Origin of the sequence: Pseudomonas sp. LD120, from assembly GCF_009861525.1 — a bacterium.
In the GTDB taxonomy this organism is placed as follows: Bacteria; Pseudomonadota; Gammaproteobacteria; order Pseudomonadales; family Pseudomonadaceae; genus Aquipseudomonas.
The window spans coordinates 176,403-200,954 of sequence record NZ_WVHL01000006.1 but is presented as its reverse complement, the minus strand read 5'-3'; the positions used below and the strand labels follow the sequence as shown (position 1 = coordinate 200,954).

The following is a 24,552-nucleotide window of genomic DNA, read 5'->3' as shown; positions in this document are numbered from 1 at the left end:
GTTGAAGTTAAAAAGGAAACTTTGAAAACTTCTTAAAAAAATCACTTGACAGCAAATGAGGCTGCTGTAGAATGCGCGCCTCGGTTGAGACGAAAGATCTTAACCAACCGCTCTTTAACAACTGAATCAAGCAATTCGTGTGGGTGCTTGTGGAGTCAGACTGATAGTCAAAAAGATTATCAGCATCACAAGTTACTCCGCGAGAAATCAAAGATGTAACCAACGATTGCTGAGCCAAGTTTAGGGTTTTCTCAAAACCCAAAGATGTTTGAACTGAAGAGTTTGATCATGGCTCAGATTGAACGCTGGCGGCAGGCCTAACACATGCAAGTCGAGCGGCAGCACGGGTACTTGTACCTGGTGGCGAGCGGCGGACGGGTGAGTAATGCCTAGGAATCTGCCTGGTAGTGGGGGATAACGTCCGGAAACGGGCGCTAATACCGCATACGTCCTACGGGAGAAAGTGGGGGATCTTCGGACCTCACGCTATCAGATGAGCCTAGGTCGGATTAGCTAGTTGGTGAGGTAATGGCTCACCAAGGCGACGATCCGTAACTGGTCTGAGAGGATGATCAGTCACACTGGAACTGAGACACGGTCCAGACTCCTACGGGAGGCAGCAGTGGGGAATATTGGACAATGGGCGAAAGCCTGATCCAGCCATGCCGCGTGTGTGAAGAAGGTCTTCGGATTGTAAAGCACTTTAAGTTGGGAGGAAGGGCAGTTACCTAATACGTAATTGTTTTGACGTTACCGACAGAATAAGCACCGGCTAACTCTGTGCCAGCAGCCGCGGTAATACAGAGGGTGCAAGCGTTAATCGGAATTACTGGGCGTAAAGCGCGCGTAGGTGGTTTGTTAAGTTGGATGTGAAAGCCCCGGGCTCAACCTGGGAACTGCATCCAAAACTGGCAAGCTAGAGTATGGTAGAGGGTGGTGGAATTTCCTGTGTAGCGGTGAAATGCGTAGATATAGGAAGGAACACCAGTGGCGAAGGCGACCACCTGGACTGATACTGACACTGAGGTGCGAAAGCGTGGGGAGCAAACAGGATTAGATACCCTGGTAGTCCACGCCGTAAACGATGTCAACTAGCCGTTGGGAGCCTTGAGCTCTTAGTGGCGCAGCTAACGCATTAAGTTGACCGCCTGGGGAGTACGGCCGCAAGGTTAAAACTCAAATGAATTGACGGGGGCCCGCACAAGCGGTGGAGCATGTGGTTTAATTCGAAGCAACGCGAAGAACCTTACCAGGCCTTGACATCCAATGAACTTTCTAGAGATAGATTGGTGCCTTCGGGAACATTGAGACAGGTGCTGCATGGCTGTCGTCAGCTCGTGTCGTGAGATGTTGGGTTAAGTCCCGTAACGAGCGCAACCCTTGTCCTTAGTTACCAGCACGTTATGGTGGGCACTCTAAGGAGACTGCCGGTGACAAACCGGAGGAAGGTGGGGATGACGTCAAGTCATCATGGCCCTTACGGCCTGGGCTACACACGTGCTACAATGGTCGGTACAGAGGGTTGCCAAGCCGCGAGGTGGAGCTAATCCCATAAAACCGATCGTAGTCCGGATCGCAGTCTGCAACTCGACTGCGTGAAGTCGGAATCGCTAGTAATCGCGAATCAGAATGTCGCGGTGAATACGTTCCCGGGCCTTGTACACACCGCCCGTCACACCATGGGAGTGGGTTGCACCAGAAGTAGCTAGTCTAACCTTCGGGAGGACGGTTACCACGGTGTGATTCATGACTGGGGTGAAGTCGTAACAAGGTAGCCGTAGGGGAACCTGCGGCTGGATCACCTCCTTAATCGACGACATCAGCTGCTTCATAAGCTCCCACACGAATTGCTTGATTCATTGAAGAAGACGATAGAAGCAGCTTTAAGCTCCAAGCTGATAGCTCCAAGCTAACAGTTACAAGCTCGAAATTGGGTCTGTAGCTCAGTTGGTTAGAGCGCACCCCTGATAAGGGTGAGGTCGGCAGTTCGAATCTGCCCAGACCCACCAATTTTGTTATGGGGCCATAGCTCAGCTGGGAGAGCGCCTGCCTTGCACGCAGGAGGTCAGCGGTTCGATCCCGCTTGGCTCCACCATAAACTGCTTCTGAAAGCTTAGAAATGAGCATTCACTTTGAATGTTGATTTCTAGTCTTTTGATTAGATCGTTCTTTAAAAATTTGGGTATGTGATAGAAAGATAGACTGAACGTTACTTTCACTGGTAACGGATCAGGCTAAGGTAAAATTTGTGAGTTAAATTGCAAATTTTCGGCGAATGTCGTCTTCATAGTATAACCAGATTGCTTGGGGTTATATGGTCAAGTGAAGAAGCGCATACGGTGGATGCCTTGGCAGTCAGAGGCGATGAAAGACGTGGTAGCCTGCGATAAGCTTCGGGGAGTCGGCAAACAGACTTTGATCCGGAGATCTCTGAATGGGGGAACCCAGCCATCATAAGATGGTTATCTTGTACTGAATACATAGGTGCAAGAGGCGAACCAGGGGAACTGAAACATCTAAGTACCCTGAGGAAAAGAAATCAACCGAGATTCCCTTAGTAGTGGCGAGCGAACGGGGACTAGCCCTTAAGTGGCTTTGAGATTAGCGGAACGCTCTGGAAAGTGCGGCCATAGTGGGTGATAGCCCTGTACGCGAAAATCTCTTAGTCATGAAATCGAGTAGGACGGGGCACGAGAAACCTTGTCTGAATATGGGGGGACCATCCTCCAAGGCTAAATACTACTGACTGACCGATAGTGAACTAGTACCGTGAGGGAAAGGCGAAAAGAACCCCGGAGAGGGGAGTGAAATAGATCCTGAAACCGTATGCGTACAAGCAGTGGGAGCAGACTTTGTTCTGTGACTGCGTACCTTTTGTATAATGGGTCAGCGACTTATTTTCAGTGGCGAGCTTAACCGAATAGGGGAGGCGTAGCGAAAGCGAGTCTTAATAGGGCGTCTAGTCGCTGGGAATAGACCCGAAACCGGGCGATCTATCCATGGGCAGGTTGAAGGTTAGGTAACACTGACTGGAGGACCGAACCGACTACCGTTGAAAAGTTAGCGGATGACCTGTGGATCGGAGTGAAAGGCTAATCAAGCTCGGAGATAGCTGGTTCTCCTCGAAAGCTATTTAGGTAGCGCCTCATGTATCACTGTAGGGGGTAGAGCACTGTTTCGGCTAGGGGGTCATCCCGACTTACCAAACCGATGCAAACTCCGAATACCTACAAGTGCCGAGCATGGGAGACACACGGCGGGTGCTAACGTCCGTCGTGAAAAGGGAAACAACCCAGACCGTCAGCTAAGGTCCCAAAGTTATGGTTAAGTGGGAAACGATGTGGGAAGGCTTAGACAGCTAGGAGGTTGGCTTAGAAGCAGCCACCCTTTAAAGAAAGCGTAATAGCTCACTAGTCGAGTCGGCCTGCGCGGAAGATGTAACGGGGCTCAAACCATACACCGAAGCTACGGGTATCACGTAAGTGATGCGGTAGAGGAGCGTTCTGTAAGCCTGTGAAGGTGAGTTGAGAAGCTTGCTGGAGGTATCAGAAGTGCGAATGCTGACATGAGTAACGACAATGGGTGTGAAAAACACCCACGCCGAAAGACCAAGGTTTCCTGCGCAACGTTAATCGACGCAGGGTTAGTCGGTCCCTAAGGCGAGGCTGAAAAGCGTAGTCGATGGAAAACAGGTTAATATTCCTGTACTTCTAGTTATTGCGATGGAGGGACGGAGAAGGCTAGGCCAGCTTGGCGTTGGTTGTCCAAGTTTAAGGTGGTAGGCTGGAATCTTAGGTAAATCCGGGATTCTAAGGCCGAGAGCTGATGACGAGTTACCTTTTAGGTGACGAAGTGGTTGATGCCATGCTTCCAAGAAAAGCTTCTAAGCTTCAGATAACTAGGAACCGTACCCCAAACCGACACAGGTGGTTGGGTAGAGAATACCAAGGCGCTTGAGAGAACTCGGGTGAAGGAACTAGGCAAAATGGCACCGTAACTTCGGGAGAAGGTGCGCCGGTGAGGGTGAAGGACTTGCTCCGTAAGCTCATGCCGGTCGAAGATACCAGGCCGCTGCGACTGTTTATTAAAAACACAGCACTCTGCAAACACGAAAGTGGACGTATAGGGTGTGACGCCTGCCCGGTGCCGGAAGGTTAATTGATGGGGTTAGCTAACGCGAAGCTCTTGATCGAAGCCCCGGTAAACGGCGGCCGTAACTATAACGGTCCTAAGGTAGCGAAATTCCTTGTCGGGTAAGTTCCGACCTGCACGAATGGCGTAACGATGGCGGCGCTGTCTCCACCCGAGACTCAGTGAAATTGAAATCGCTGTGAAGATGCAGTGTATCCGCGGCTAGACGGAAAGACCCCGTGAACCTTTACTATAGCTTTGCACTGGACTTTGAATTTGCTTGTGTAGGATAGGTGGGAGGCTTTGAAGCGTGAACGCCAGTTTGCGTGGAGCCATCCTTGAAATACCACCCTGGCAACTTTGAGGTTCTAACTCAGGTCCGTTATCCGGATCGAGGACAGTGTATGGTGGGTAGTTTGACTGGGGCGGTCTCCTCCTAAAGAGTAACGGAGGAGTACGAAGGTGCGCTCAGACCGGTCGGAAATCGGTCGTAGAGTATAAAGGCAAAAGCGCGCTTGACTGCGAGACAGACACGTCGAGCAGGTACGAAAGTAGGTCTTAGTGATCCGGTGGTTCTGTATGGAAGGGCCATCGCTCAACGGATAAAAGGTACTCCGGGGATAACAGGCTGATACCGCCCAAGAGTTCATATCGACGGCGGTGTTTGGCACCTCGATGTCGGCTCATCACATCCTGGGGCTGAAGCCGGTCCCAAGGGTATGGCTGTTCGCCATTTAAAGTGGTACGCGAGCTGGGTTTAGAACGTCGTGAGACAGTTCGGTCCCTATCTGCCGTGGACGTTTGAGATTTGAGAGGGGCTGCTCCTAGTACGAGAGGACCGGAGTGGACGAACCTCTGGTGTTCCGGTTGTCACGCCAGTGGCATTGCCGGGTAGCTATGTTCGGAAAAGATAACCGCTGAAAGCATCTAAGCGGGAAACTTGCCTCAAGATGAGATCTCACTGGGATCTTGAATCCCCTAAAGGGCCGTCGAAGACTACGACGTTGATAGGTTGGGTGTGTAAGCGCTGTGAGGCGTTGAGCTAACCAATACTAATTGCCCGTGAGGCTTGACCATATAACACCCAAGCAATTTGCTTAAGAAGCGAGTTGCGGTGTGTGAAGACGAAACGAACCGAAAGTTTGCAAACACACAAAGCTATTACATACCCATTTGCTGGCACGTTGCACAGGCAACGGACTGGCTACCGAATTTCTTGACGACCATAGAGCGTTGGAACCACCTGATCCCATCCCGAACTCAGAAGTGAAACGATGCATCGCCGATGGTAGTGTGGGGTTTCCCCATGTGAGAGTAGGTCATCGTCAAGATTAAATTCCGAAACCCCAATTGCGAAAGCAGTTGGGGTTTTGTCTTTGTGGCGTGGAAAAGTTGCTCGTGTTCACCGACAAATTTGCACAGTTATTTTCGAATTGGAACATTAGAATAGCCGCTACTTCGTTCACTTCCAGAGCCCTCTATGTCAGATCCGGTTGACGCCCCCGGGTTGTCAGATTTACCGCTGGACGACCTGGTTGCCTGCCATGAGTGCGACTTGCTGATGCGCAAGCCAAGGCTCGCGCACGGCGAGAAAGCCCAGTGTCCGCGCTGTGGCTATGAGCTTTATGCGCATCGGCACAATGTCGTCGAGCGCAGCCTGGCGTTGGTGATCGCTGCCTTGTTGCTCTATGTACCGGCGAACTTTCTACCCATCATGCAGCTCAATCTATTGGGGCAGTCTTCGGAGGACACGGTCTGGAGCGGAGTACAAGGCCTGTTCGATACCGGTATGGAAGGCGTCTCGCTGGTGGTGTTCCTGTGCAGCATGGGCGTTCCATTGCTCAAGTTGATTTGCCAACTGCTGGTCCTGTTGAGTATTCGCTTGGACCTCGGTCGCAGCTATGGTCTGTTGCTCTATCGCATTTATCACCATCTGCGCGATTGGGGCATGCTCGAGGTGTATTTGATGGGCGTATTGGTTGCCATCGTCAAGTTGGCTGACATGGCGTCCATTACCGTGGGCCTCGGCCTGGTGTGTTTTATCAGTCTGTTGCTGGTGCAGGTCTGGCTGGAAGTGGTGATGTCGCCTCACCAGATCTGGCAGGCGTTGTCTGGAGAGGATGAGCATGCGGGCGATTGATGCAGGCATTCTGATTTGCACTGAATGCCACGAGTTGAATCGGCGGGAAGACGATTGCGACGGGCAGACCTGCTCCCGTTGCGGAGCCTCGGTTCACCCTCGTCGCCCCAACAGCATTCTGCGCACCTGGGCGCTACTACTTACCGCCGCCATTCTTTACATTCCGGCCAATGTCCTGCCGATCATGACCGTCAGTTCCCTCGGCCAGGGCGAGCCTAGCACCATCATGTCCGGAGTCATTCAGTTGGTGCAGCACGGGATGTTCCCCATCGCCGCCGTGGTGTTTGTCGCCAGTATTCTGGTGCCCACCTTCAAGCTGGTGGGCATTGCTCTGTTGTTGTTCTCGGTGCAGCGTCACCAGCCATTGTCTGCGCGACAACGGATCATCATGTACCGCTTCATCGAGTTCATTGGCCGCTGGTCGATGCTGGATATCTTTGTCATCGCCATCCTGGTGGCCGTGGTCAACTTTGGACGGCTGGCCAGCATCGAAGCCAATCTTGGTGCGGTCGCCTTTGCCAGTGTGGTGATTCTGACCATGTTGGCCGCAGTAACTTTCGATCCCCGACTGATCTGGGATAACACGGAGTCGGACGACGACCATGAGTGATTTGCCTACCGCCAAAACCCGACCGGCTTCCAACTGGTCGGCCATCTGGGTGTTGCCCCTGATAGCCCTGATCATCGGCGGCTGGCTGGGTTGGCGTGCCTATAGCCAGACTGGTATCGAGGTTCAGCTGCGTTTTGAAAGCGGTGAAGGGATACAGGCCAATAAGACCGAAGTGGTCTACAAAGGCATGTCTGTGGGCAAGGTCAAGACCCTGGCCCTGGACGACGAAGGCAACACCAAAGGGGTGATCGCCACTGTCGAAATGAACAAGGACGTTGAGCAATACCTGAGGGCCAACACGCGCTTTTGGCTGGTCAAGCCGAGTGTCAGTTTGGCAGGTATTACAGGTCTGGAAACCCTGGTCTCAGGCAACTACATCGCGGTCAATCCAGGGGACGGGCAACCGACCCGCAAGTTCAAAGCCTTGGCCGAAGAGCCGCCGTTATCGGACGCCAAACCAGGCTTGCACCTGACCATTAAAGCCGAGCGCCTGGGTTCGTTGAACCGCGGTAGCCCCGTCTTTTACAAACAGATCCAGGTGGGGCAGATCAAAAGCTTTCTGCTTTCCGAAGATCAGAACACCGTCGAACTCAAGGTCTATATCGAGCCCACCTACGCCAATCTGGTGCGCAAACACACGCGATTCTGGAATGCCAGCGGCATCAGCATCGATGCCAACCTGTCCGGGGTAAAGGTACGCAGCGAGTCGCTGTCTAGCATCGTTGCTGGCGGTATCGCCTTTGCTACTCCAGAGAACCGCAAGGACAGTCCGCCTACGGACCCAAGCTTGCCCTTCAGGTTGTATGAAGATTTTGATGCGGCCCAGGCCGGCATCCGAGTCAAGGTCAAACTGACCGACTTTGAAGGCTTGCAGGCTGGGCGTACCCCTGTGATGTACAAGGGTATACAGGTCGGTAGCCTGAAAGCCCTGAAGGTCGACCCGAACCTGACCAGCGCCACCGCCGAACTAACCCTCGATCCGCTGGCTGAGGACTATCTGGTGCAGGGCACGCAGTTCTGGACGGTTAAACCTTCGATCTCCCTGGCTGGGATCACTGGCCTGGAAGCGCTGGTCAAAGGCAACTACATTGCCATTCGTCCCGGCGACAAGGGGGCTTCGCCGCAGCGCGAGTTCGAGGCGCGGGCCAAGGCGCCGCCCCTGGACTTGCGCTCTCCTGGTCTGCACATGGTGTTGTTTACCGATAACCTCGGCTCTTTGGACGTTGGCAGTCCGATTCTTTACAAGCAGGTCAAGGTCGGCTCGGTGCAGAGCTACCAGTTCTCTCGCACTCGCAAGCAACTGGTGATCGGCGTTCATATCGAGAAAGAATACGAAGGCTTGGTCAACGGGTCGACGCGCTTCTGGAATGTCAGTGGCATTACCTTGACGGGTGGCCTGGCGGGGGGCATCCAGATCAAAAGTGAGTCGCTGCAAAGCCTGATGGCTGGTGGCATTGCCTTCGAAACACCGGTGCCCAACGTCCCGTTGAAAAAACGCATTCCACGCTTCCGCCTGTTCGCCAACCAAGAAGAGGCCGCTCAGCGTGGCACCCTGGTGAGCATCAAGGTTGACCGTGCCGACGGTTTGCGTGCCGGCACTCCGGTGCGCTTCAAGGGGTTGGACGTGGGCAAGCTGGAAGAGGTGAAGCTCAGTGCCGACATGCAGTCAGTGATGCTCAAGGCGCGTATTACCGAGGTGCCTGAACGCATTGCTCGAGTTGGCAGTCAGTTCTGGGTGGTTAAGCCGGAGTTGGGGCTGATGAAGACTTCCAACCTGGAGACCCTGGTCACCGGGCAGTACATCGAGGTCCTGCCCGCGACAAAGAACCAGGGCCCGCAGACCCAGTTTGTCGCCCTGTCGCAGCCGCCGGAAATCAGCGTTGCAGAGGCGGGCCTGAGTTTGGTGCTCAGCGCTGCCCGGCGCGGCTCGCTGAAGGTCGGAGTGCCCGTGACCTACCGCGAAGTGACCGTGGGCAAGGTCACCGGCTACGAACTGGGACAGACGGCTGATCGGGTACTGATTCACATCCTGATTGAACCCAAGTACGCCCCGCTGATTCGTGGTGGCACGCGCTTCTGGAACAGCAGTGGTTTTGGCGTGGACTTCGGCCTGTTCAAGGGGGCTACGGTGCGCACTGAATCCCTGGAGACCCTGATTCAGGGCGGGATTGCTTTTGCTACTCCGGACGGCGAACGCATGGGCAGCCCGGCCCGCCCTCAGCAGACGTTCCCCCTGTTCGATCAGTTCGAAGACGAATGGCTGACCTGGGCACCGAAGATTCCACTGGGCCAGTAGCCGCGCAGGCGGCGTGCCAGCAAGGCGTGTCTGAAGTCTGCATTGCTCTTAAGGGGGAACCGTCCGGCCAGCATCCTCTCCTGACAGCCCTCCAAATTAGCCAAGATAGTGGACACCATTTTTTAGTGGACACTATCTTGGATACCGTTGCCCTAGCCCGTCGAACCGGCCGCCGCCCCAACTTCCCGCTGGCGCTCAAACGCCAAGTCGTCGAGGCGACCCTCCAGCCTGGTGCCTCCGTGTCGTTGATCGCTCGTGAGCATGACGTCAATGCCAACCTGGTGTTTCGCTGGCGGCATCAATATCAGGAAGGGGTATTCGGCGCCGTCAGCCAGAGCGCAACGCTTTTGCCCGTCCAGGTGATGGAGGCGCCAATCGATCTGCCGCACGTCGTCCAGCCACAGGCGGAGTGTCATTCCGAGATCGCAGTTGAGGTCGGAAAAGCCAAGTTGCGTATCATGGGCGCCCCCGATCCGCAGACGCTGCAATTCGTCTTGCAGCAGTTGCTGCGATGATTGCCCCGCCCGCTGGAACCCGTATCTGGATCGCCGCCGGCGTCACGGATATGCGCCGTGGCTTCGATGGTTTAGCGGCACTGGTGCAGACACAGTTGGAAGCCGACCCGTTTTCCGGTCAGATCTTTGCCTTTCGCGGACGGCGCGGTGACCGGATCAAGCTGTTGTGGTGGGATGGCGACGGCTTGTGTCTGTTTTGCAAACGGTTGGAACAAGGGCGCTTCGTCTGGCCGCAAGCAACCAGCGGCAGCGTGTCGCTGACGCCTGCGCAGTTATCGATGCTGTTGGAAGGCATTGATTGGCGCAGGCCAATTCGTACAGCGCCTGTCCTCGCAGTCTGACTTGCCGCGCTGAAAAAATCCCCAGTAACATGCGGTCATGACTCTCGTGACCGACTCCCTGCCGAACGATCTTCAAGCCTTGAAGACTCTGGTCTCTGCCCAGGGGGCAGAGATTGAGCGCTTGAAAATGATGATCGCCAAGCTGCGTCGTACGCAGTTCGGTCGCAGCTCCGAGCAACTGGACGCGATGATCGATCAACTCCAGTTGAGCCTTGAAGAGCTGCAAGTCAGCCAAGCCGAAATGACACGGCCAGTCGAACCGGCCCCTCGCGCAGTTTCGCGCCGCAAACCATTGCCCGAACACCTGCCTCGCGAAACTCACGTGCATCATCCCGAGTCGCAATGCACGGGCTGCGGTGGGAAGCTTCGCTATTTGGGTGAGGATGTGTCCGAAGTGCTGGAGTACGTTCCGGCACGTTTCAACGTTATTTGCCATGTCCGTCCGAAGTGGGTCTGTCGCTGCTGCGAGCACATCGCCCAGGTGCCGGCGCCGAGTCGTCCGATAGCCCGAGGCCTTGCAGGCCCGGGGTTGTTGGCCCATGTGCTGGTCTCCAAGTTTGTCGATCATCTGCCGCTGTACCGGCAGTCCGAGATCTACGCCCGTGAGGGCGTGGAGCTGGAGCGCTCAACCCTGGCCGACTGGGTGGGCCAGAGCAGTCAGTTGCTCTGGCCGCTGATCAACGCCCTTGAGGACCACGTCATGAGCGGTCACAAAGTCCATGCAGACGACACGCCGATTGGCGTGCTCGCGCCGGGCCACGGCAAGACCAAAACGGCTCGCCTGTGGACATACGTGCGGGACGACCGACCTGCGGGTGACTCGACACCGGCGGCAGTTTGGTTTGCCTACTCGCCGGATCGCAAGGGGCAACATCCGCGCGCTCATCTCAAGGGCTTTAGCGGGATCTTGCAGGCTGACGGCTACGCCGGTTTTGCTCAGCTGTATGCGACGGACACTATTGAGGAGGCTGTATGCAGGGCTCACGCCCGGCGCAAGTTTTACGATGCCTACAAAGACTTGGCTTCACCTCTTGCCGCCGAGGCGCTGCAACGGATTGCAGCCCTGTATGCCATCGAAAGCGAGATCCGAGGGCAGCCGCCCAACCTGCGAAAAACGGTTCGGCAAAGTCGGGCCAGTCCGCTGCTGGAGCACCTGCACGCATGGCTTAATCAGACGCTGACTCAACTGCCGAAAAAGTCGGCATTGGGCGGTGCAATCCTCTATGCCCTCAACCGGTGGCAGGCCTTAACGTGCTACTGCAATGACGGCCGAATCGAAATCGACAACAACGCCGCCGAACGGGCGCTACGCGCCGTCGCGCTGGGCTGCAAAAACTACCTGTTTGCCGGTTCCGATGCCGGCGGAGAACGAGCCGCTGCGATTTACAGCCTGGTGGGTACTGCCAAGCTAAACGGGTTAAACCCACAGGCCTATCTGGCCTACGTACTTGAGCACATTGCCGAACACCCGATCAATCGGCTGAGCGAGTTGCTGCCTTGGAACATTTCTTTGAATCACACTGAACACTGCGAGGCCGCCTGATCCATGGTTAAAACTGTCCGTTTACCCAAACCCGCCCCCGACCTGTTACTGCTGCACATCGAGCTGAAGTGGATCACTCCGAAGATTTGGCGTCGGTTCGCGGTGCCTGAAAACATCACCTTGGGCAAGCTGCACCATGTCATCCAGGTCGTGATGGGCTGGAGTGATAGCCATCTGCATGAGTTTGAAATTGCTGGTGAGAATTACGGCATGCCCGACCCTGATGGTTGGGGGCCGACGGTGAACCCGGAAGCCCGTAAAACGCTGATCAAGGCGCTGAACGGAAAGCGGACATTCAATTATCTCTACGACTTTGGTGACAGCTGGCATCACAGTATCAAGGTCGAAAAAACGCTACCCGCTGTTGCCTGCCCTCAGGTCCCGTACTGCATCGACGGCGCCAATGCTTGCCCACCGGAAGACGTGGGTGGCGGGCCTGGTTACGAGGAGTTTCTGGAGGCGATGGGCAACCCCGATCATCCAGAGCATGATGCCATGGTTGAATGGCATGGCGATGTTTTTGATCCGGTGACATTTGAGTGCGAGCGCGTGAACCAGTGGTTTAAACGGATTAAGGTTTGAGTTGCAAGGCGGTGTAGCTCGGACGCTTACCTTAAGGGCGCTGGCTCAAAGCGATAAAAAAGGCCGCACTCGAAAGAGTGCGGCCTTTTGCGTTGCAGTGCTAACGAAATCAGACTTCGTCCAGTTGTACCTCAGCTTCGTCCTGCGGCTCGGGGTTCAGGGTGGCCCTGACCTGATCGTGACGGCGGATGAACTTCCAGTCCGCCTCGTCGATGTAGATGCCGTTTGGCCCGCTGCCGCCTTCCAGGTCGATGGCCACCTGGGCCGACACCTGCGGCTTCACACTGGCCAGGATCGGCACGAAGCCCAGCTGCAGGCTGGTTTCCAGCAGTGCCGCCTGGTTGCGTTCGTCGATGTCCGCGGCCTCGTCGAGGTAATAAGGCAGACGTATGCGCCCGGCCTGGTCGCGGTCCATCAAGTGCAGCAACAGGTACATGTTGGTCAGCGCCTTGATGGTCATGGTGGTGCCGTTGGACGCCGCACCATCGATGTCGGTGTGGATCACTGGCTGGCCATTGACCTTGGTGATCTCGAACGCCAGCTCGAACAGGTCCTTCAGGCCCAGCTGGTTGTGGTTGGCTGCCACCAGCCGCGCCAGGTACTCCTTGGCCTCTTCGTTCTTGTTGTCCTGCTCGGCGCTCTGGCTCAGGTCGAACACCGACAGGGTCTCGCCTTCCTCGTACTGGCCGGCGCTGTGGATGATCTGATCGATGTGCTTGAGGGCTTCCTTGTTTGGCGCCAGGACGATGCGGAAGCTCTGCAGGTTGGACACCTGACGCTTGTTGATCTCGCGGTTGAACAGCGCCAACTGGTGTTCCAGGCTGTCGTAGTCACTGCGAATATTGCGCAGGGTCCGGGCGATATCGGTCACCGCGGCGCGGCGTGCCTTGCCCAGGGTCAGGGCTTCATCGGTGCGGTGGGCATAGGCGTTGATCAGCAGTTGCAGGCGGCGCTCGACGTCATCCTCGCTGTCGAACTTGGCCACGCCCTTCAGACGCACTTGGGCATACAGTGCCTCAATCTGCCCGTCGACCCGCTGCAGGCCCTGCCAGCTGTCCTGGTAGTCGTTGAGCAGTGGCAGCAGGTTGTCCATGGAATCGTCCACCGGGTCCATGAACGGCGTGCCGAACGGCAGGTCCGCCGGTAGCAGCTGACGGCGACGCAGGGCGTCGTCGAGGGTGCGCTGCTTGGCTTCCATGTCGGCGATCTGCCGGCCCACCAGTTGCAGCTTGGCCGACAGTTGCTGGACACGTTCGGTGAAGGCATCGCTGGAGCGCTTGAGTTCGTCCTGGGCGGCTTCCATCTGCGCCAACTGTTCCAGCTTTTCGCCTTCCTCGGCGCTCAGGGTCTGGGCGCGACGGAAGTCTTCCAGGGCCTTCTGCGCATCCAGCACCTGCTGGTACAGGGCTTCGGTCTGGGTCTTGCTCGCGGCGCGGTCGGCAGCAACGGCGGCCTGGGTCTTGAGCTGCTTGAGCTCTTTTTCCAGGCGCTCTTTTTGATCCCGCAGGGCGGCGCGGTCGGCCAGGGCCTGCAAGGCTGGTGGCTCGATGTGGGAGATGTCGATGGACAGCCCCGGCACTTCGAAACGCTCGCCCTTGAAGCCATCGAGGATCAGCTCCACCGACTTCACCCACTCGCCGTTGTCGTCCAGGGCGATGCCGTGCTCGCCCAGAGGCAGGCTGAACAGCGCGCTGTTGAACAGACGCATCAGGCGTTCCACGTCCTGCTGGGAGAACTCCTCGCGCAGGCGGGCATAGCTGTTGTTGTCAGCGTGATCGAGTTGCTGCTTGACCGACTTCAGGCGCTTTTCCAGGTCCCGCAGGCGTTCTTCCAAATCTTCAGCGGAGAACTGCCGGGACTGGGCCAGGGCACCGGCCAGTTCATCGTGGGCATCCTTGGCCGCCAGCAGTTGCTGTTCCAGGACCTTGACGTCATCCACCAGGGCGAAGCGGTGCTTGAGCACCGACAACTCACCGAGCCAGCGCTGAGTGCCGGTGATTTCCCGTTCCAGGCGCATCATTTCCTGGGTGCTGCTGCGCTGGTCGTTCTGCAGCGCGTCCTGCTCATTACGGTAGTGCTCGGCCTGGATGGTCAGCTCTTCCTTGCGCGCACCGGCGTAGTCCGACCAAGTACCCAGCAAAGAATCCAGCAGCGGCGACAGGCGATGCAGCTTGCCGCGCAGAATGTCCCGCTGCTTCACGCCGTTGGCCAGGGCTTCCACCAGGGGGCCGGCGGCCACCAGGGAGTTGTAGTCCTGCTCCATGCGCCGCACATCACGGAAGGCTTCGTCGCAGGCGGCGATGTAGTCGACGCTGCCGGAGCGCAGGCTGTGCTCGAAGGCATCGAGGAACAGCTGCTTGAGCTTGGCTGCGGTGATTTCGCGCATGTGCAGCAGGTTGATGAACAACGCGCGGAAGGTCTTCAGGCTCTGCTCGCTGGTGGAGCGCAGCGGGATCAGGGTCAGGTCCAGGGGGATCGAAGTGTGGCCGCCCACCAGCAGGCGCCGCAGTTCATCCGGCTTGAGCTCATAGGCCTTCAGGCCCTGGCGCTCCAGGTTGGTGAACAGCTCTTTCTGCCGCAGGCAGGTGTCGTCCTTCTGGTAATGCGCCAGGTCCAGCTGTCCGGCATAGGCGAAGAACTGGTGGCCGAAGCCGCCGCCTGGGCCGCGTCCGACCACGCCAATCACGTGCGGGCCGTGGGGCAGCGAGACTTCCACCAGGATGTAGCTGGTGTCGGACGCGAAGTAGAAGCGTCGGGACTGTTCCAGGCTGTATTTGCCGAAGCTCATGTCCGACATGCGCGCCAGAATCGGGAATTGCAGGGCGTTGATCGACGCCGATTTGCCCAGGTTATTGGCCCCGTAGACCGACAGCGGCTCTTCCAGGGGGAACAGGCCCAAGCTGTAGCCGGCGGTGTTCAGTAGGGCAAAGCGGCGGATGCCGTAGCGTTCCTTGCTCATGCGTCGAGCTCCTGTTCTTCGGCGATGGCCCGGGCCAGCGCGTCTTCTTCACTTTCTTCGGACTCGTCGAATTCGCTCAGGTCCAGCGGGTCATCGGTCTGCAGCAGTTTTTCGTCGCTGTCGTCGTCCACCAGTACCGGGGTCGGCAACGGCAGCACGCTGTGCAGGCTGGCCGCCAGGTCGCGGTCTTGCTGCACCGACAGGCAGACATCGAGGAAGCGGTGCATCGGCGGCAGGAAGCGGTAGATGCCCGGCTCCTCGGCGGCAAAACCCAGCTGGGTCATGCGGCGCATGATTTTCTCCTCCAGCTCTTCCTGGGTCTGCACTTCCGCCTGGATGAACAGGTCACGGTATTTCTCCAGCAGCGACGGCAGTTCGTCACGGCCGAGGCTGCCGCCATCGAGCACGGCGATCGGGTCGCGGCCCTGGTCGGCCAGATGTTCCACCAGGATGAAGGTGAACAGCGCCAGGCGCTGGGCGGTCTTGTTCACCTGGGCGGCGGCGTTTTCCGGCACGAAGTAGTAGAAACCCCGGGTGTCGCACACCAGCTCGAAGCCCAGGGCCTTGAACAGCGTGCGGTACTGGTCCTGGAAGTTCGACAGCTGAGCGTACAGCTCCGGGTCGCGGCGGCTGACGTGGTAACCCTTGAACAGCTCGCGGAAGATCGGCGCCAGCTGGGACAGTTCGGAAAGATCAAGATGCATGGGCGTTGCTCGCAGAATGCTCGGCGGCGTCATCGCGGGCCGAGAGCAGGGCGAAGGAGCGCAGGCTGACCTGGTGCTCCTGGGTGTGGTAGTCGCGGCGTTCGAGGCGCTCGCGCTTGAAGCGTTTTTCCCGGGACAGGCGCGAGAACCAATACAGCAGTTCGTCGGTGGCCCCATCCGGTTCCTGGTCCAGCAGCCAGCTCATCAGGTCCGGCATCGGCAGGGCGTCTTCGCAGCGCTCGAGCATTTCCCGGACCGTGCGTGGCGCCTTGGGGGCCAGGCCTTTGTGGGTCTTGTGGGCCTTGGGGAAGCGCGCCGGCTTGGGCTCGAAGCGGGCCAGGGCGTAGACATAGGCTTCCACTTGACCGGAACTGCCAAGGAAGGTGCTCTGCGGACGGGTGAACATCGGCATCGCCGCCTGGGGCACCGCATCGATGCCCTTGCGGCGGATCGCCGCCAGGGCCAGGGCCGCGCCACGGGTCACGGCGTTGTGTCGGCGGGCTTCCTCACGCAGCGGCAGCAGCAGTTCCCGGGCGTGACGCAGGGTCAACTGGGCGCTGGTCTGCATCTCCAGGATCCGCGCGTGGGTGCGCAACAGCATGTCGTCGTCCACCAGATGGCCCAGGCGCTGTTGCTCGGTGAGCAGGCGCAGCAGGACGTTCTCCACCTTGCGCACGCCCTGTTCGAAGGCGCCGTCGGCGTTCACCAGTTGGATCATCGGTTCGACGTATTCGTCCCAGGTGGCCAGCACCTCAGCGTAGCGCTGGCGCAGGGGAATCTGTCGGTCGCTGGTTTTGGCCCGCTCGGCCACGGCCACCAGGGCCTGTTCGTCGTTGGCGAGCTTCTTCAGCACATCGCGTACGCGCATGTCCAGCAGCCGCAGCTGGCGCGCCAGGTCGTTGCCGTCGCGCACGTCGAAGGCGTCCTGGATGTAACCGGCCAGGCGCTCCAGGTGACGCAGGTAGGCTTCGATCTCCAGGCACAGGCCCAGGCGGTGTTCACGGCGCAGGTAGGCGAGGAAGTCGTGGATCTGCGCATTGAGCTCGAAACGGTTCGGGCTTTTCGCCACCGGGACCAGGATGTCCAGGCGTATCCATACGTCCAGCAGGTGGGTGATGTCCTGGGGCGTGCTGTCCAGTTGTTGGGCAGCCAGCTGTGAACGCAGTTCGGCAAGACTCAGGGTGCCTTGGTCGAAGTGCTCGCACAGCGGCTCCAGAAGTGCCCAGTGTTCGGCGAGGGCGCGCAAGACGCGCTTGGGTTCGATCATCGGAATGGCCGGCTGGTTGGCAATGAAAAGCGGCGATTGTACTGCATCAGACGGTCGACGATTCACCCCCGGGCCCAGGTATGAGACGGACTGTCGCTTTTGCGCGCAATCAACAGCAGGCGATCTTTGGCGAAGGACGGTAGAATCCCCCACCTCAGTTATCCACAAGTGGCCGACCTTTGCTTATCGAGTCCCGTCGTCGCGCTTATCTGTCCGCCATGCAGGTGGTCAGTTGGCTGCCGCGCAGCGAATTGCCCTTTGCCGCCCCTTCGCGTCCTGAATTGCTGGCCTTGCCGGAACCCGAGGTGCAGGCGCCGCCTGCCCCAGTGGTCGAGGCCAAGGCCCCGGCGGCGCCGGCGGCCAGGACGGGTGAGCGGCCGAGAATCGAGGTGCCGCGCCCATCTGCCGCCCCCGCGCGTCCGGCCAGCAAGCCTGTGGCCGAGGGCGAAGAAGCCCCGGCTCCGGTGGTCAAGGCGCCGGTGGTTCCTCCGCCGCGCTTTGCCCTGCAACTGTTGCGGGCCGGCCGTTGCCTGTTGCTGGTGGAGTTACCCACAGGCGAAGCCTTCCAGAGCCGCGACCCGGCCTACCTGCTGCTCAAGGACATGCTGCGCGCCGCCGGCCTGCCGGACAGCCCGCAGATCCTCGCCGAGCCGGTGCGCTGGCCGATGCTGACCCGGGGCAACCTCGACCAGGGGCCGGAAGCTGCCCGGGACTTCGTTCAGGCCTTTGTCGGCGTGCGCATCGAAGAAGAGCCCTGCGTCTGCCTGTGGCTGATTGGCTTGCCGGCCGTACGTTTCGCCGGGGAAGCCAACGCTGAATCCTACAACCGTGAACTGCAGGTCGAAGGCCTGGGGTCGGCCTGGGCCTTGCCCGGCCTGGAACTATTAATGGAAGAGCCACAGCGTAAGGCTGATGTCTGGCAAGCCATGCGTCGGCTGATGGCGCGCTGGAAAAGCACTGATGAGCACAATGACCAATGAGTGACGCGTTGACCTTCCGCCTGGCCACCGAGGCGGACCTGGATGCCATCCTGAAAATCGAATATGCCGCGTTCAGTCACCCCTGGACCCGGGGTATTTTCATGGATGCCTTCAAGTCCTACGAAGTCTGGCTGATGTTCGAAGGCAGCCAGCAAGTGGGCCACGGGGTGATCCAGGTGATCATCGACGAGGCGCATCTGCTGAACATCACCGTCAAGCCGGAAAGCCAGGGCCGCGGCCTGGGCCTGCGGCTGCTGGAAGAGCTGATGAAGCGCGCCTACCAGAAGGACGCGCGCGAATGCTTCCTCGAAGTGCGTTCCAGCAACCAGACCGCTTATCGGCTTTACGAGCGTTATGGCTTCAATGAAGTGGGCCGGCGCCGCGACTACTACCCTGCCGTGGGTGGCCGCGAAGATGCCTTGGTGATGGCCTGCACCCTGGTCGACTGAACCTTGAATCAGCACAGTTGGCAACTGAAGTGGGCTTGCCAGCTAAGGCGCCATTCGCGGCGCTGCATGGCTTGCGGGCCTCTTCGCCGGCAAGCCGGCTGCTACGGAAGAGGGCGTCATTGAAGGTGGCTCAGGGTTTGCCGTCCAGCGGGTCGCGACGTGCCAGTTCGGCTTCATCCAGACCACTGCCCCCGCCAATGTCCGTAGCATCGACAATACTCAAGTCCCAGTCTGCGGGTTTATCGGCCTCGACTTCCCGGGCAGAACGGGCCCCATCCTCGCGGATCAGGGTTTCCGGGCTCAGGTCGTCATCGCTGGAGCCGTCGCTGGTGAGGCCGGTGTTGCTTACGGGGCCGGGTTCGTCGTCATCGAAATGCAGTTCCTCCATGGACCCCATGCGATCCTGATCATCGTCGATCGGCTCGGGTTGGGGCGCGGTGAAGGGGCGTCGTGATTCGGTCATGGCGATTGCTCATACTTTTAGGGGCTTGCAGGGTGGACCCCACAGCCCCGGTGAAGATTCCCCGGCAGGGATAACCGGTATCTGCAGTGATTGGCGTGACCCCGACGGGCACTCGTCTGTCAAAGCTGCGCATCATTCTTGAGGCCTCACAGCATGAACGAACTACAAGATCTGATTGATAACAACGAGCGTTGGGCCGAAGCGATCAAGCAGGAAGATCCGGAATTCTTCTCCAAGCTGGCCCGCCAGCAGACTCCGGAGTACCTGTGGATCGGCTGCTCGGACGCGCGAGTGCCGGCCAACGAGATCGTCGGCATGTTGCCGGGCGACCTGTTTGTGCACCGTAACGTGGCCAACGTCGTGCTGCACACCGACCTCAATTGCCTGTCGGTGATCCAGTACGCGGTGGATGTACTCAAGGTCAAGCACATCCTGGTCACCGGCCACTATGGTTGCGGCGGCGTGCGCGCCTCGATGCAGGATCGCCAGTTTGGCCTGATCGATGGCTGGCTGCGTTCGATTCGTGACCTGTACTACGAACACCGCGAGGCGCTGGCGCAACTGGCCACTGAAGAAGAACAGGTCGACCGCCTGTGCGAGCTGAACGTGATCCAGCAAGTGGCCAACGTCGGCCACACCAGCATCGTGCAGAACGCCTGGCATCGTGGGCAGAGCCTGTCGATCCACGGTTGCATCTACGGGATCAAGGACGGTCGCTGGAAGAGCCTGAACGCGACCATCAGCGGTTTCGAACAGTTGCCACCGCAATATCGCCTGCGTCCCCTCGGCGCGGTCTGAATGCGGGCTGGCCGCTGCGTGAAGGCGCAGTGGCCAGCCACGGACCTCAGATGTGCGGCACCTCGGTGCTCGGCGCCGGGGCTGGCGTCTTGAGCTGGTTGAGCTGGGTCTTGACCGGTGTGCTGGTGCACTTGGCCGCGGCCTGCTGTTCGGTCAGCTTGCGTACCGAGGTGTAGAACAACTCGCAGGTCTGCACTTTTTGCGTCACCTGCCAGGTCTGGGTGCAACGGCTGAGCAGGGTGCTCGGATCCGTCCCCGGCTTGCTCCCCATGCCGGCCTGCCAGCAAGCGGCACTCAAATCCTGGCCCATGACTTTCAGTCCGGCAGCATCGGCCTTGGCCTCGTCGTTGTCATAGTTGTCCGGGTCCGCCGCGTACCAGATGTAGCTCGGGTGGTTGGAACCCAGTACCGGCACCTTCACGCCTTCGCTGGGGCTGATCTGCGCCAGGCCCAGCACATTCACCGTGACCCCATATTGCTGTTTGAGCCAGTTACGCACGGGCGCACCGAAAGCCACCATCGGCAAGGCCGCGCCGCTGGCGTTCTGGCTGACCTGCTTGACCATGGTGGTCTGGTAGTTGTTGAAGTAGCTGTAGACCCCTTCCAGGTCCTTGCCGGCACTCGATGGCGCGGCGATCGGTGCGATGTCGACAATGGTCTGGTACGCCGGCGTTTGCTCTGCGGCAATGCCGTTGACGGTGAGCAGGGTGGCCCAGCGGTCGGTGGTGGCCGACTCCAGATAGTCCTGGGCCTGGGTCAATGAATAGTCCGGCGGGAAGTGCAGCAGCTCGACGCTCTTGCGGTTTTCCAGGGCCATGCCCAGAGGCAGGAACAGGTACCAACTGTAGGCCCATTTGCCATCGGTATTGAGCTGGCTGGCGCCTTTATAGGCCAGGTCGCCGGCATCGAGCAGGGCGCTCAACGGCTTGTCGTAGCCCTCGGGCACGCCGCTGATGGAGGCGACAACCTTGTCGTTGGCGGTTTTCACGCTGACCTTGGCCGCGCTGTAGCCATCGCGCTGCACGCTTTGGGTCAGGTAGTGCTCCACCGTCTGCTCCAGGGTCCAGTTGCGATAGCAGATGACGTTGCAGTTGTTGGGGTAGGCGAAGAGTTGGGTGACACGTTGCGGACTGCCCAGATCGACCTCGACATCGGCCATGACGCTGGTGCTCAACGCGGCGGCCGCCAGGGCCAGGGTGATTCCTGCGAATTTGAACATGCTCAGATCCTTTTCAGCGTGAACCCCTCCACGGGGGCTGCTCATACTGGAACACAGCTGTGGATAGAGAAAGACAGCGGAGAAAAAATCTGTCCCCCATGTACAGGCTTCAGCCCGGGATCAGCCGGGTCAGCGGGAAGGCCGGGTAGAACACTTGGCACGCCCGGATAACCCCCACCATTAGCAACAAGAAGACCGATTGCCAGGGACTGAAATTCGACCAGTGCAATACGCTCAGCCAGGGATGCTTGAGCCGGAAGGTTTCGCTCACATGGCCAACGCGTTTGTGGTGCAGGGCGCCAATCAGGGTAAAACCCAGGTACGCCAGCATCCCCAGCAGGCCGAGCAGGCTGGCGAACAGCGCCAGCAAGGTCAGGAAGGGCACGCCGTGCCGCAGCAGCCTTGGATCAGGAGGCCTGCGCAGCGCTTTCGGTATCAGGCGTTCGCTCAGCCACAGGTCCAGATCCAGCAGACGCAACGCCAGGGCGTTCCAGGCGGTCAGTGCCAGAAGTCCGAGCACCGCCGCCAGCCAACCGCAAAAGGCCGCCATGGCGGCTGCAAGCAACGGCGGGTCGTGGCGTTCCTGAATGAAAAAGAGGGTGAATGCCAAGCCGATGCCGGCCCAGGTCCGGACCCATGTTTCCTCTATTGTGGAGGGTTGCGGCATGAATATCCGCCAATAGAACACGTCACTCTGGGGCAGGCGCTCGATCAGTTGAGGGAAGCGCCAAGTCAGGGTCTGTGCCAACTCCTGGCAGGCTTGCCATTCATTCTGGGTAAAGCCGCGGGTGAGATTGCGCTGCTGGCGCGGGGACAGCGGCTTGGCGAGCAGTTGTGCCGCCAGTACCTCCGGCGCCCAGCTGTGGTCCTGCTGCAGCTTGTTCTGCAAGTCCTGGTAGAAGGTCTCCTGCTGACAGCGTTGCACCAGCTGTTGCCAGATCCAGGCCGGCTCCGGAATGACGCCGCGTTGTTCATCCCAGCCGAACACCTGGCAGACCCGCTCGAACAGGGGAACGCTCCACTGTTGCTCGTTGAGGAGCATCAGCACCGTGCTTTGCCATTGCAGACGGTGATCAAAAATCTGCAGCCACAGCTGTTCGCTGTAGTGCGTCAACTGCGCGAGGAACGCCCGTTCCTGGCTGGCTTGCAGCCGCTTTTCCAGGGCCTGGCGGTAATGGCTCAGCAGGGCATCCACCAGCGAGTGTTGTTGCGCGTCGCTCATCGACAGGCTTTGCCAGGGCGTTAGCCAATCCAGATGTTGAACCGCCCAGTCGACCAGTGAGGAGCGCTGTTGGGGGTGGCTGCAGCAGTGCTCCAGCAGCAGGTTCTGGAAGTCCTGGGGGCAACGTTGAGCCTGAGCCTCTGCCCAGCGTTGCGGCAGATTCTCCAGGGTCAGGCCCTTGAGCAGGGTCTGTGCCGGTGTTGGCGCGACAGCGGTTGTTGGCAAGGGCACCAGGGGCGGGCTCATTTCGACCAGGCCCGACCAGGCCTGCAGGTTGTCCCCAGGCAGAGCCGCGGCGAGGGGCTCGGTAGAGGTGTCGTCGGTTTCGTCTTCTCGCCAGCGGGCCAGTTGCAGCGCCCGCTCATAGGCCTCGCGCAGGCGCTGGAAGCCTTCGGCATCATCATCGGGGCGGGTGGTCTTCAGGCGTTTGGCATAGCAGCGCTTGATGCTGCGCTCATCGGCATCGTCCGGCAGCTCCAGCAGGGTCCAACAGTCCATGTCGCCGCTCCTCAGTGCCAGTGGCCGTTTTCCAGTCTCTGCAGCTGTTCACTGAGTTGGTGGCGCACTTCTCGGATCTTGCGCTCGTCCTGGGTGTCCAGCACTTGCTGGAATTGCCCGGCCCAGTAGCCGATCTGCTCGCGCAACTCCCCCAGGCTTTCCTGATACAGGCGTTCCAGGCGGGCACTGAGCAGGGTGTTGACCTGCTGGTCGCGGGGATGAACCTTGAGTTGCTCCAGGGCCTTGAGCCGCTGCTGGATTTCTTCCGGGGTCAGCACTCCGGGGTTGTTCTCGATCACCAGGGAACGGCTTTCACCGGTCAGGGGAATGCTCACCTGGGCTTCTAGCAGGCCGTTGATGTCGTAGGTGAAACGCACGTCCAGCGAGACTTCGCCGGCCGGGCGCTTGGGCACCTGCATTTCCAGCTGGCCGAGGGCAACGTTGTCGCGCACCAGGCGGCTCTCGCCCTGGAAAATCTTCAGCAGCACCTGCTCCTGGTTGTCATGCAGGGTCTGCACGGTCTTGACCCTGCTCACCGGCACCACGCTGTTGCGCTCGATGATCGGCAGGTAGTGTCCGCCCTCGATCTGGTTGCCGTACTGCTGGGAGGTTTCGATGCCCAGGGTGTAGGAGCAGACATCGGTCAGGACCACTTCCTCCAAGGCCGCGGAGCGTGCCTTGAGGGCCGCCTGGACCGCCGCGCCCTGGGCCACCACTTCGTCGGGGTCGAGGCTGATGGACGGAAAGCGCCCGAACAATCCGGCCGCCAGCTTGCGCACCAGAGGCATGCGGGTGGCGCCGCCCACCAGGAGGATTTCATCCAGGTCGCTGACACGGATTCGCGCATCGCGCAGGGCCCGCTCAATGGGGGCCCGCAGGCGTTCCAGCAGGGGCGTATAGAGGTTGGCCAACTGCGCCTGGGTGATGGTCTGGGTCCATTGCCGGCCATCGACCCGCAGGCTGAACTCGGCGCTGGGTTCCTGGCCCAGGGCCCGGCGTACCCGTTCGGCTTCGCGGCGCAGGGCCTGGAGCACGCTATGGCGCTCGGGAAAGTCCGCCGTCCGGCCTTGCTGTTCGATGAAGTGCTCCAGCAGCAGGTTGTCGAAATCCTCGCCGCCGAGGAAGTTGTCACCGGCGCTGGCACGGACTTCCATGACCCCGTCGAACAGCTCCAGGATCGACACGTCGAAGGTGCCGCCACCGAGGTCGAAGACCAGGAACGAGGTTTCCTTGTCGCGCTGGTGCAGGCCATAGGCCAGGGCCGCGGCGGTGGGTTCGTTGATCAGCTTTTCCACCTTCAGCCCGGCCAACTCGCCGGCGATCCGCGTGGCCTTGCGCTGGGCGTCGCTGAAATAGGCCGGCACGCTGATCACCGCTTCTTCCACGGCTTGGCCGTAGGTGCGCTCGACATCTTCCTTGAGGCTCTTGAGCACCAGGGCCGAGAGTTCTTCCGGACGGAGCGAGCGGCTGCCCAGGCGCACCTCGGTGGCACTGCCCATGTAGCGCTTGAACAGCGCGGTGGTCAGTTGTGGGTGGGTGTGCAAGCGCTCCTTGGCCGCCTGGCCCACCAGCACCCGGCCTTCGTCATCGAGGCCCACCACGCTGGGGGTGAGGAACTGGCCCAGGGCGTTGGGCACCAACTCGCTGGCGCTGTCGCGCCAGACCGCGACCAGGCTGTTGGTGGTCCCCAGGTCGATGCCTACGATCATGACGACGAACTCCCTTTTCAATCGGAAAACTGACGAAACAAATAAGTGGCGCGCAGAATATTACCCGCCGGGTGGATGGGTAAAGCGCATGATGTCACATAGCCATTATTGGCGCCGGTGCCGCAG

Annotated in this window: 17 protein-coding genes, 2 tRNA genes and 3 rRNA genes; 15 read left to right on the top strand and 7 right to left on the bottom strand. The window is 59.3% G+C overall.

The annotated features are described in order from the left end of the window. Positions 1-270 precede the first annotated feature (270 nt). The 12 genes from PLD_RS30195 (at position 271) to PLD_RS30140 (ending at position 12,158) form a co-directional block, all read left to right on the top strand. Positions 271-1,809 (top strand): 16S ribosomal RNA (locus tag PLD_RS30195). A 123-nt stretch (positions 1,810-1,932) separates the two neighbouring features. After that, positions 1,933-2,009, top strand: a tRNA-Ile gene (locus PLD_RS30190). Between the two features lie 10 nt (positions 2,010-2,019). Beyond that, positions 2,020-2,095: transfer RNA gene (locus PLD_RS30185), tRNA-Ala, on the top strand. A 221-nt stretch (positions 2,096-2,316) separates the two neighbouring features. Then, a 23S ribosomal RNA gene (locus PLD_RS30180) occupies positions 2,317-5,208 on the top strand. A gap of 138 nt (positions 5,209-5,346) precedes the next feature. Further along, positions 5,347-5,462 (top strand): 5S ribosomal RNA (gene rrf, locus PLD_RS30175). Together the 16S, 23S and 5S rRNA genes with 2 tRNA genes alongside form the textbook arrangement of a ribosomal RNA operon. Before the next feature lie 149 nt (positions 5,463-5,611). Beyond that, entirely contained in the window at positions 5,612-6,271 is a 660-nt protein-coding gene (locus PLD_RS30170) for a paraquat-inducible protein A (protein WP_159898403.1), read from the top strand. After that, positions 6,258-6,881, top strand: coding sequence for a paraquat-inducible protein A (locus PLD_RS30165; protein WP_159898402.1), 624 nt, complete (start codon positions 6,258-6,260; stop codon positions 6,879-6,881). The genes PLD_RS30170 and PLD_RS30165 overlap by 14 nt, the downstream gene beginning before the upstream one ends. Further along, positions 6,874-9,177: a PqiB family protein gene (locus PLD_RS30160; RefSeq protein WP_159898401.1), complete on the top strand. Its 2,304-nt coding sequence runs from the start codon at positions 6,874-6,876 to the stop codon at positions 9,175-9,177. Before PLD_RS30165 ends, PLD_RS30160 begins: the two co-directional genes overlap by 8 nt. A gap of 137 nt (positions 9,178-9,314) precedes the next feature. Next, the gene (locus PLD_RS31375) at positions 9,315-9,692 is read left to right on the top strand and encodes a transposase (protein ID WP_159898400.1); all 378 of its coding nucleotides are present in this window, start codon (positions 9,315-9,317) and stop codon (positions 9,690-9,692) included. Then, a complete protein-coding gene (tnpB, locus tag PLD_RS30150) occupies positions 9,689-10,033 on the top strand; it encodes an IS66 family insertion sequence element accessory protein TnpB (RefSeq protein ID WP_034138746.1) in 345 nt (114 codons plus the stop codon). Before PLD_RS31375 ends, tnpB begins: the two co-directional genes overlap by 4 nt. 37 nt (positions 10,034-10,070) lie before the next feature. Then, positions 10,071-11,576 carry an IS66 family transposase gene (locus tag PLD_RS30145; protein ID WP_159898399.1) on the top strand — a complete coding sequence of 502 codons (1,506 nt, stop codon included), beginning with the start codon at positions 10,071-10,073 and terminating at the stop codon, positions 11,574-11,576. Positions 11,577-11,579: 3 nt separating this feature from the next. Then, on the top strand, positions 11,580-12,158 hold the full coding sequence (locus PLD_RS30140; RefSeq protein WP_108524512.1) for a plasmid pRiA4b ORF-3 family protein: 579 nt from the start codon (positions 11,580-11,582) through the stop codon (positions 12,156-12,158). Between the two features lie 109 nt (positions 12,159-12,267). Here PLD_RS30140 and mksF read toward each other — a convergent pair whose 3' ends face one another. The 3 genes from mksF to mksB are packed head-to-tail and all read right to left on the bottom strand — an operon-like array spanning position 12,268 to position 17,088. Next, a complete protein-coding gene (mksF, locus tag PLD_RS30135) occupies positions 12,268-15,117 on the bottom strand; it encodes an Mks condensin complex protein MksF (RefSeq protein WP_159898398.1) in 2,850 nt (949 codons plus the stop codon). Beyond that, positions 15,114-15,821 (bottom strand): Mks condensin complex protein MksE, encoded by a 708-nt coding sequence (gene mksE / locus PLD_RS30130; protein ID WP_159898397.1) that lies wholly within the window; start codon positions 15,819-15,821, stop codon positions 15,114-15,116. The genes mksF and mksE overlap by 4 nt, the downstream gene beginning before the upstream one ends. Then, positions 15,811-17,088 carry an Mks condensin complex protein MksB gene (gene mksB, locus PLD_RS30125; protein WP_178116254.1) on the bottom strand — a complete coding sequence of 426 codons (1,278 nt, stop codon included), beginning with the start codon at positions 17,086-17,088 and terminating at the stop codon, positions 15,811-15,813. Before mksB ends, mksE begins: the two co-directional genes overlap by 11 nt. 179 nt (positions 17,089-17,267) lie before the next feature. On the opposite strand from mksB, the gene PLD_RS30120 reads away from it, so the two are divergent. Then, positions 17,268-18,068 carry an energy transducer TonB gene (locus PLD_RS30120; RefSeq protein ID WP_159898395.1) on the top strand — a complete coding sequence of 267 codons (801 nt, stop codon included), beginning with the start codon at positions 17,268-17,270 and terminating at the stop codon, positions 18,066-18,068. Further along, positions 18,065-18,517 (top strand): ribosomal protein S18-alanine N-acetyltransferase, encoded by a 453-nt coding sequence (gene rimI / locus PLD_RS30115; protein WP_047285456.1) that lies wholly within the window; start codon positions 18,065-18,067, stop codon positions 18,515-18,517. The genes PLD_RS30120 and rimI overlap by 4 nt, the downstream gene beginning before the upstream one ends. 130 nt (positions 18,518-18,647) lie before the next feature. Here the strand turns inward: rimI and PLD_RS30110 are convergent, their stop codons facing one another. Continuing rightward, the gene (locus PLD_RS30110; RefSeq protein ID WP_159898394.1) at positions 18,648-18,980 is read right to left on the bottom strand and encodes a serine kinase/phosphatase; all 333 of its coding nucleotides are present in this window, start codon (positions 18,978-18,980) and stop codon (positions 18,648-18,650) included. Positions 18,981-19,133: 153 nt separating this feature from the next. Between PLD_RS30110 and can the strand changes: the two genes are divergently transcribed. Then, complete coding sequence (gene can / locus PLD_RS30105) at positions 19,134-19,778, top strand: carbonate dehydratase (RefSeq protein ID WP_159898393.1); 645 nt, start codon at positions 19,134-19,136, stop codon at positions 19,776-19,778. A gap of 46 nt (positions 19,779-19,824) precedes the next feature. Here can and PLD_RS30100 read toward each other — a convergent pair whose 3' ends face one another. From PLD_RS30100 to PLD_RS30090, 3 genes are all read right to left on the bottom strand, one after another. After that, positions 19,825-20,997, bottom strand: coding sequence for a hypothetical protein (locus tag PLD_RS30100; RefSeq protein WP_159898392.1), 1,173 nt, complete (start codon positions 20,995-20,997; stop codon positions 19,825-19,827). 109 nt (positions 20,998-21,106) lie between these two features. Beyond that, positions 21,107-22,717: a J domain-containing protein gene (locus PLD_RS30095; protein ID WP_159898391.1), complete on the bottom strand. Its 1,611-nt coding sequence runs from the start codon at positions 22,715-22,717 to the stop codon at positions 21,107-21,109. 11 nt (positions 22,718-22,728) lie between these two features. Next, positions 22,729-24,426: a molecular chaperone HscC gene (locus PLD_RS30090; RefSeq protein ID WP_159898390.1), complete on the bottom strand. Its 1,698-nt coding sequence runs from the start codon at positions 24,424-24,426 to the stop codon at positions 22,729-22,731. Positions 24,427-24,552 lie beyond the last annotated feature (126 nt).

Bases quoted from the DNA above. Each gene is read 5' to 3' on its own strand.
- PLD_RS30170 (WP_159898403.1), top strand. From the start codon at position 5,612: ATGTCAGATCCGGTTGACGCCCCCGGGTTGTCAGATTTACCGCTGGAC.
- PLD_RS30165 (WP_159898402.1), top strand. From the start codon at position 6,258: ATGCGGGCGATTGATGCAGGCATTCTGATTTGCACTGAATGCCACGAG.
- PLD_RS30160 (WP_159898401.1), top strand. From the start codon at position 6,874: ATGAGTGATTTGCCTACCGCCAAAACCCGACCGGCTTCCAACTGGTCG.
- tnpB (WP_034138746.1), top strand. From the start codon at position 9,689: ATGATTGCCCCGCCCGCTGGAACCCGTATCTGGATCGCCGCCGGCGTC.
- PLD_RS30145 (WP_159898399.1), top strand. From the start codon at position 10,071: ATGACTCTCGTGACCGACTCCCTGCCGAACGATCTTCAAGCCTTGAAG.
- PLD_RS30140 (WP_108524512.1), top strand. From the start codon at position 11,580: ATGGTTAAAACTGTCCGTTTACCCAAACCCGCCCCCGACCTGTTACTG.
- mksF (WP_159898398.1), bottom strand. From the start codon at position 15,117: ATGAGCAAGGAACGCTACGGCATCCGCCGCTTTGCCCTACTGAACACC.
- mksE (WP_159898397.1), bottom strand. From the start codon at position 15,821: ATGCATCTTGATCTTTCCGAACTGTCCCAGCTGGCGCCGATCTTCCGC.
- mksB (WP_178116254.1), bottom strand. From the start codon at position 17,088: ATGATCGAACCCAAGCGCGTCTTGCGCGCCCTCGCCGAACACTGGGCA.
- rimI (WP_047285456.1), top strand. From the start codon at position 18,065: ATGAGTGACGCGTTGACCTTCCGCCTGGCCACCGAGGCGGACCTGGAT.
- PLD_RS30110 (WP_159898394.1), bottom strand. From the start codon at position 18,980: ATGACCGAATCACGACGCCCCTTCACCGCGCCCCAACCCGAGCCGATC.
- can (WP_159898393.1), top strand. From the start codon at position 19,134: ATGAACGAACTACAAGATCTGATTGATAACAACGAGCGTTGGGCCGAA.
- PLD_RS30100 (WP_159898392.1), bottom strand. From the start codon at position 20,997: ATGTTCAAATTCGCAGGAATCACCCTGGCCCTGGCGGCCGCCGCGTTG.
- PLD_RS30095 (WP_159898391.1), bottom strand. From the start codon at position 22,717: ATGGACTGTTGGACCCTGCTGGAGCTGCCGGACGATGCCGATGAGCGC.
- PLD_RS30090 (WP_159898390.1), bottom strand. From the start codon at position 24,426: ATGATCGTAGGCATCGACCTGGGGACCACCAACAGCCTGGTCGCGGTC.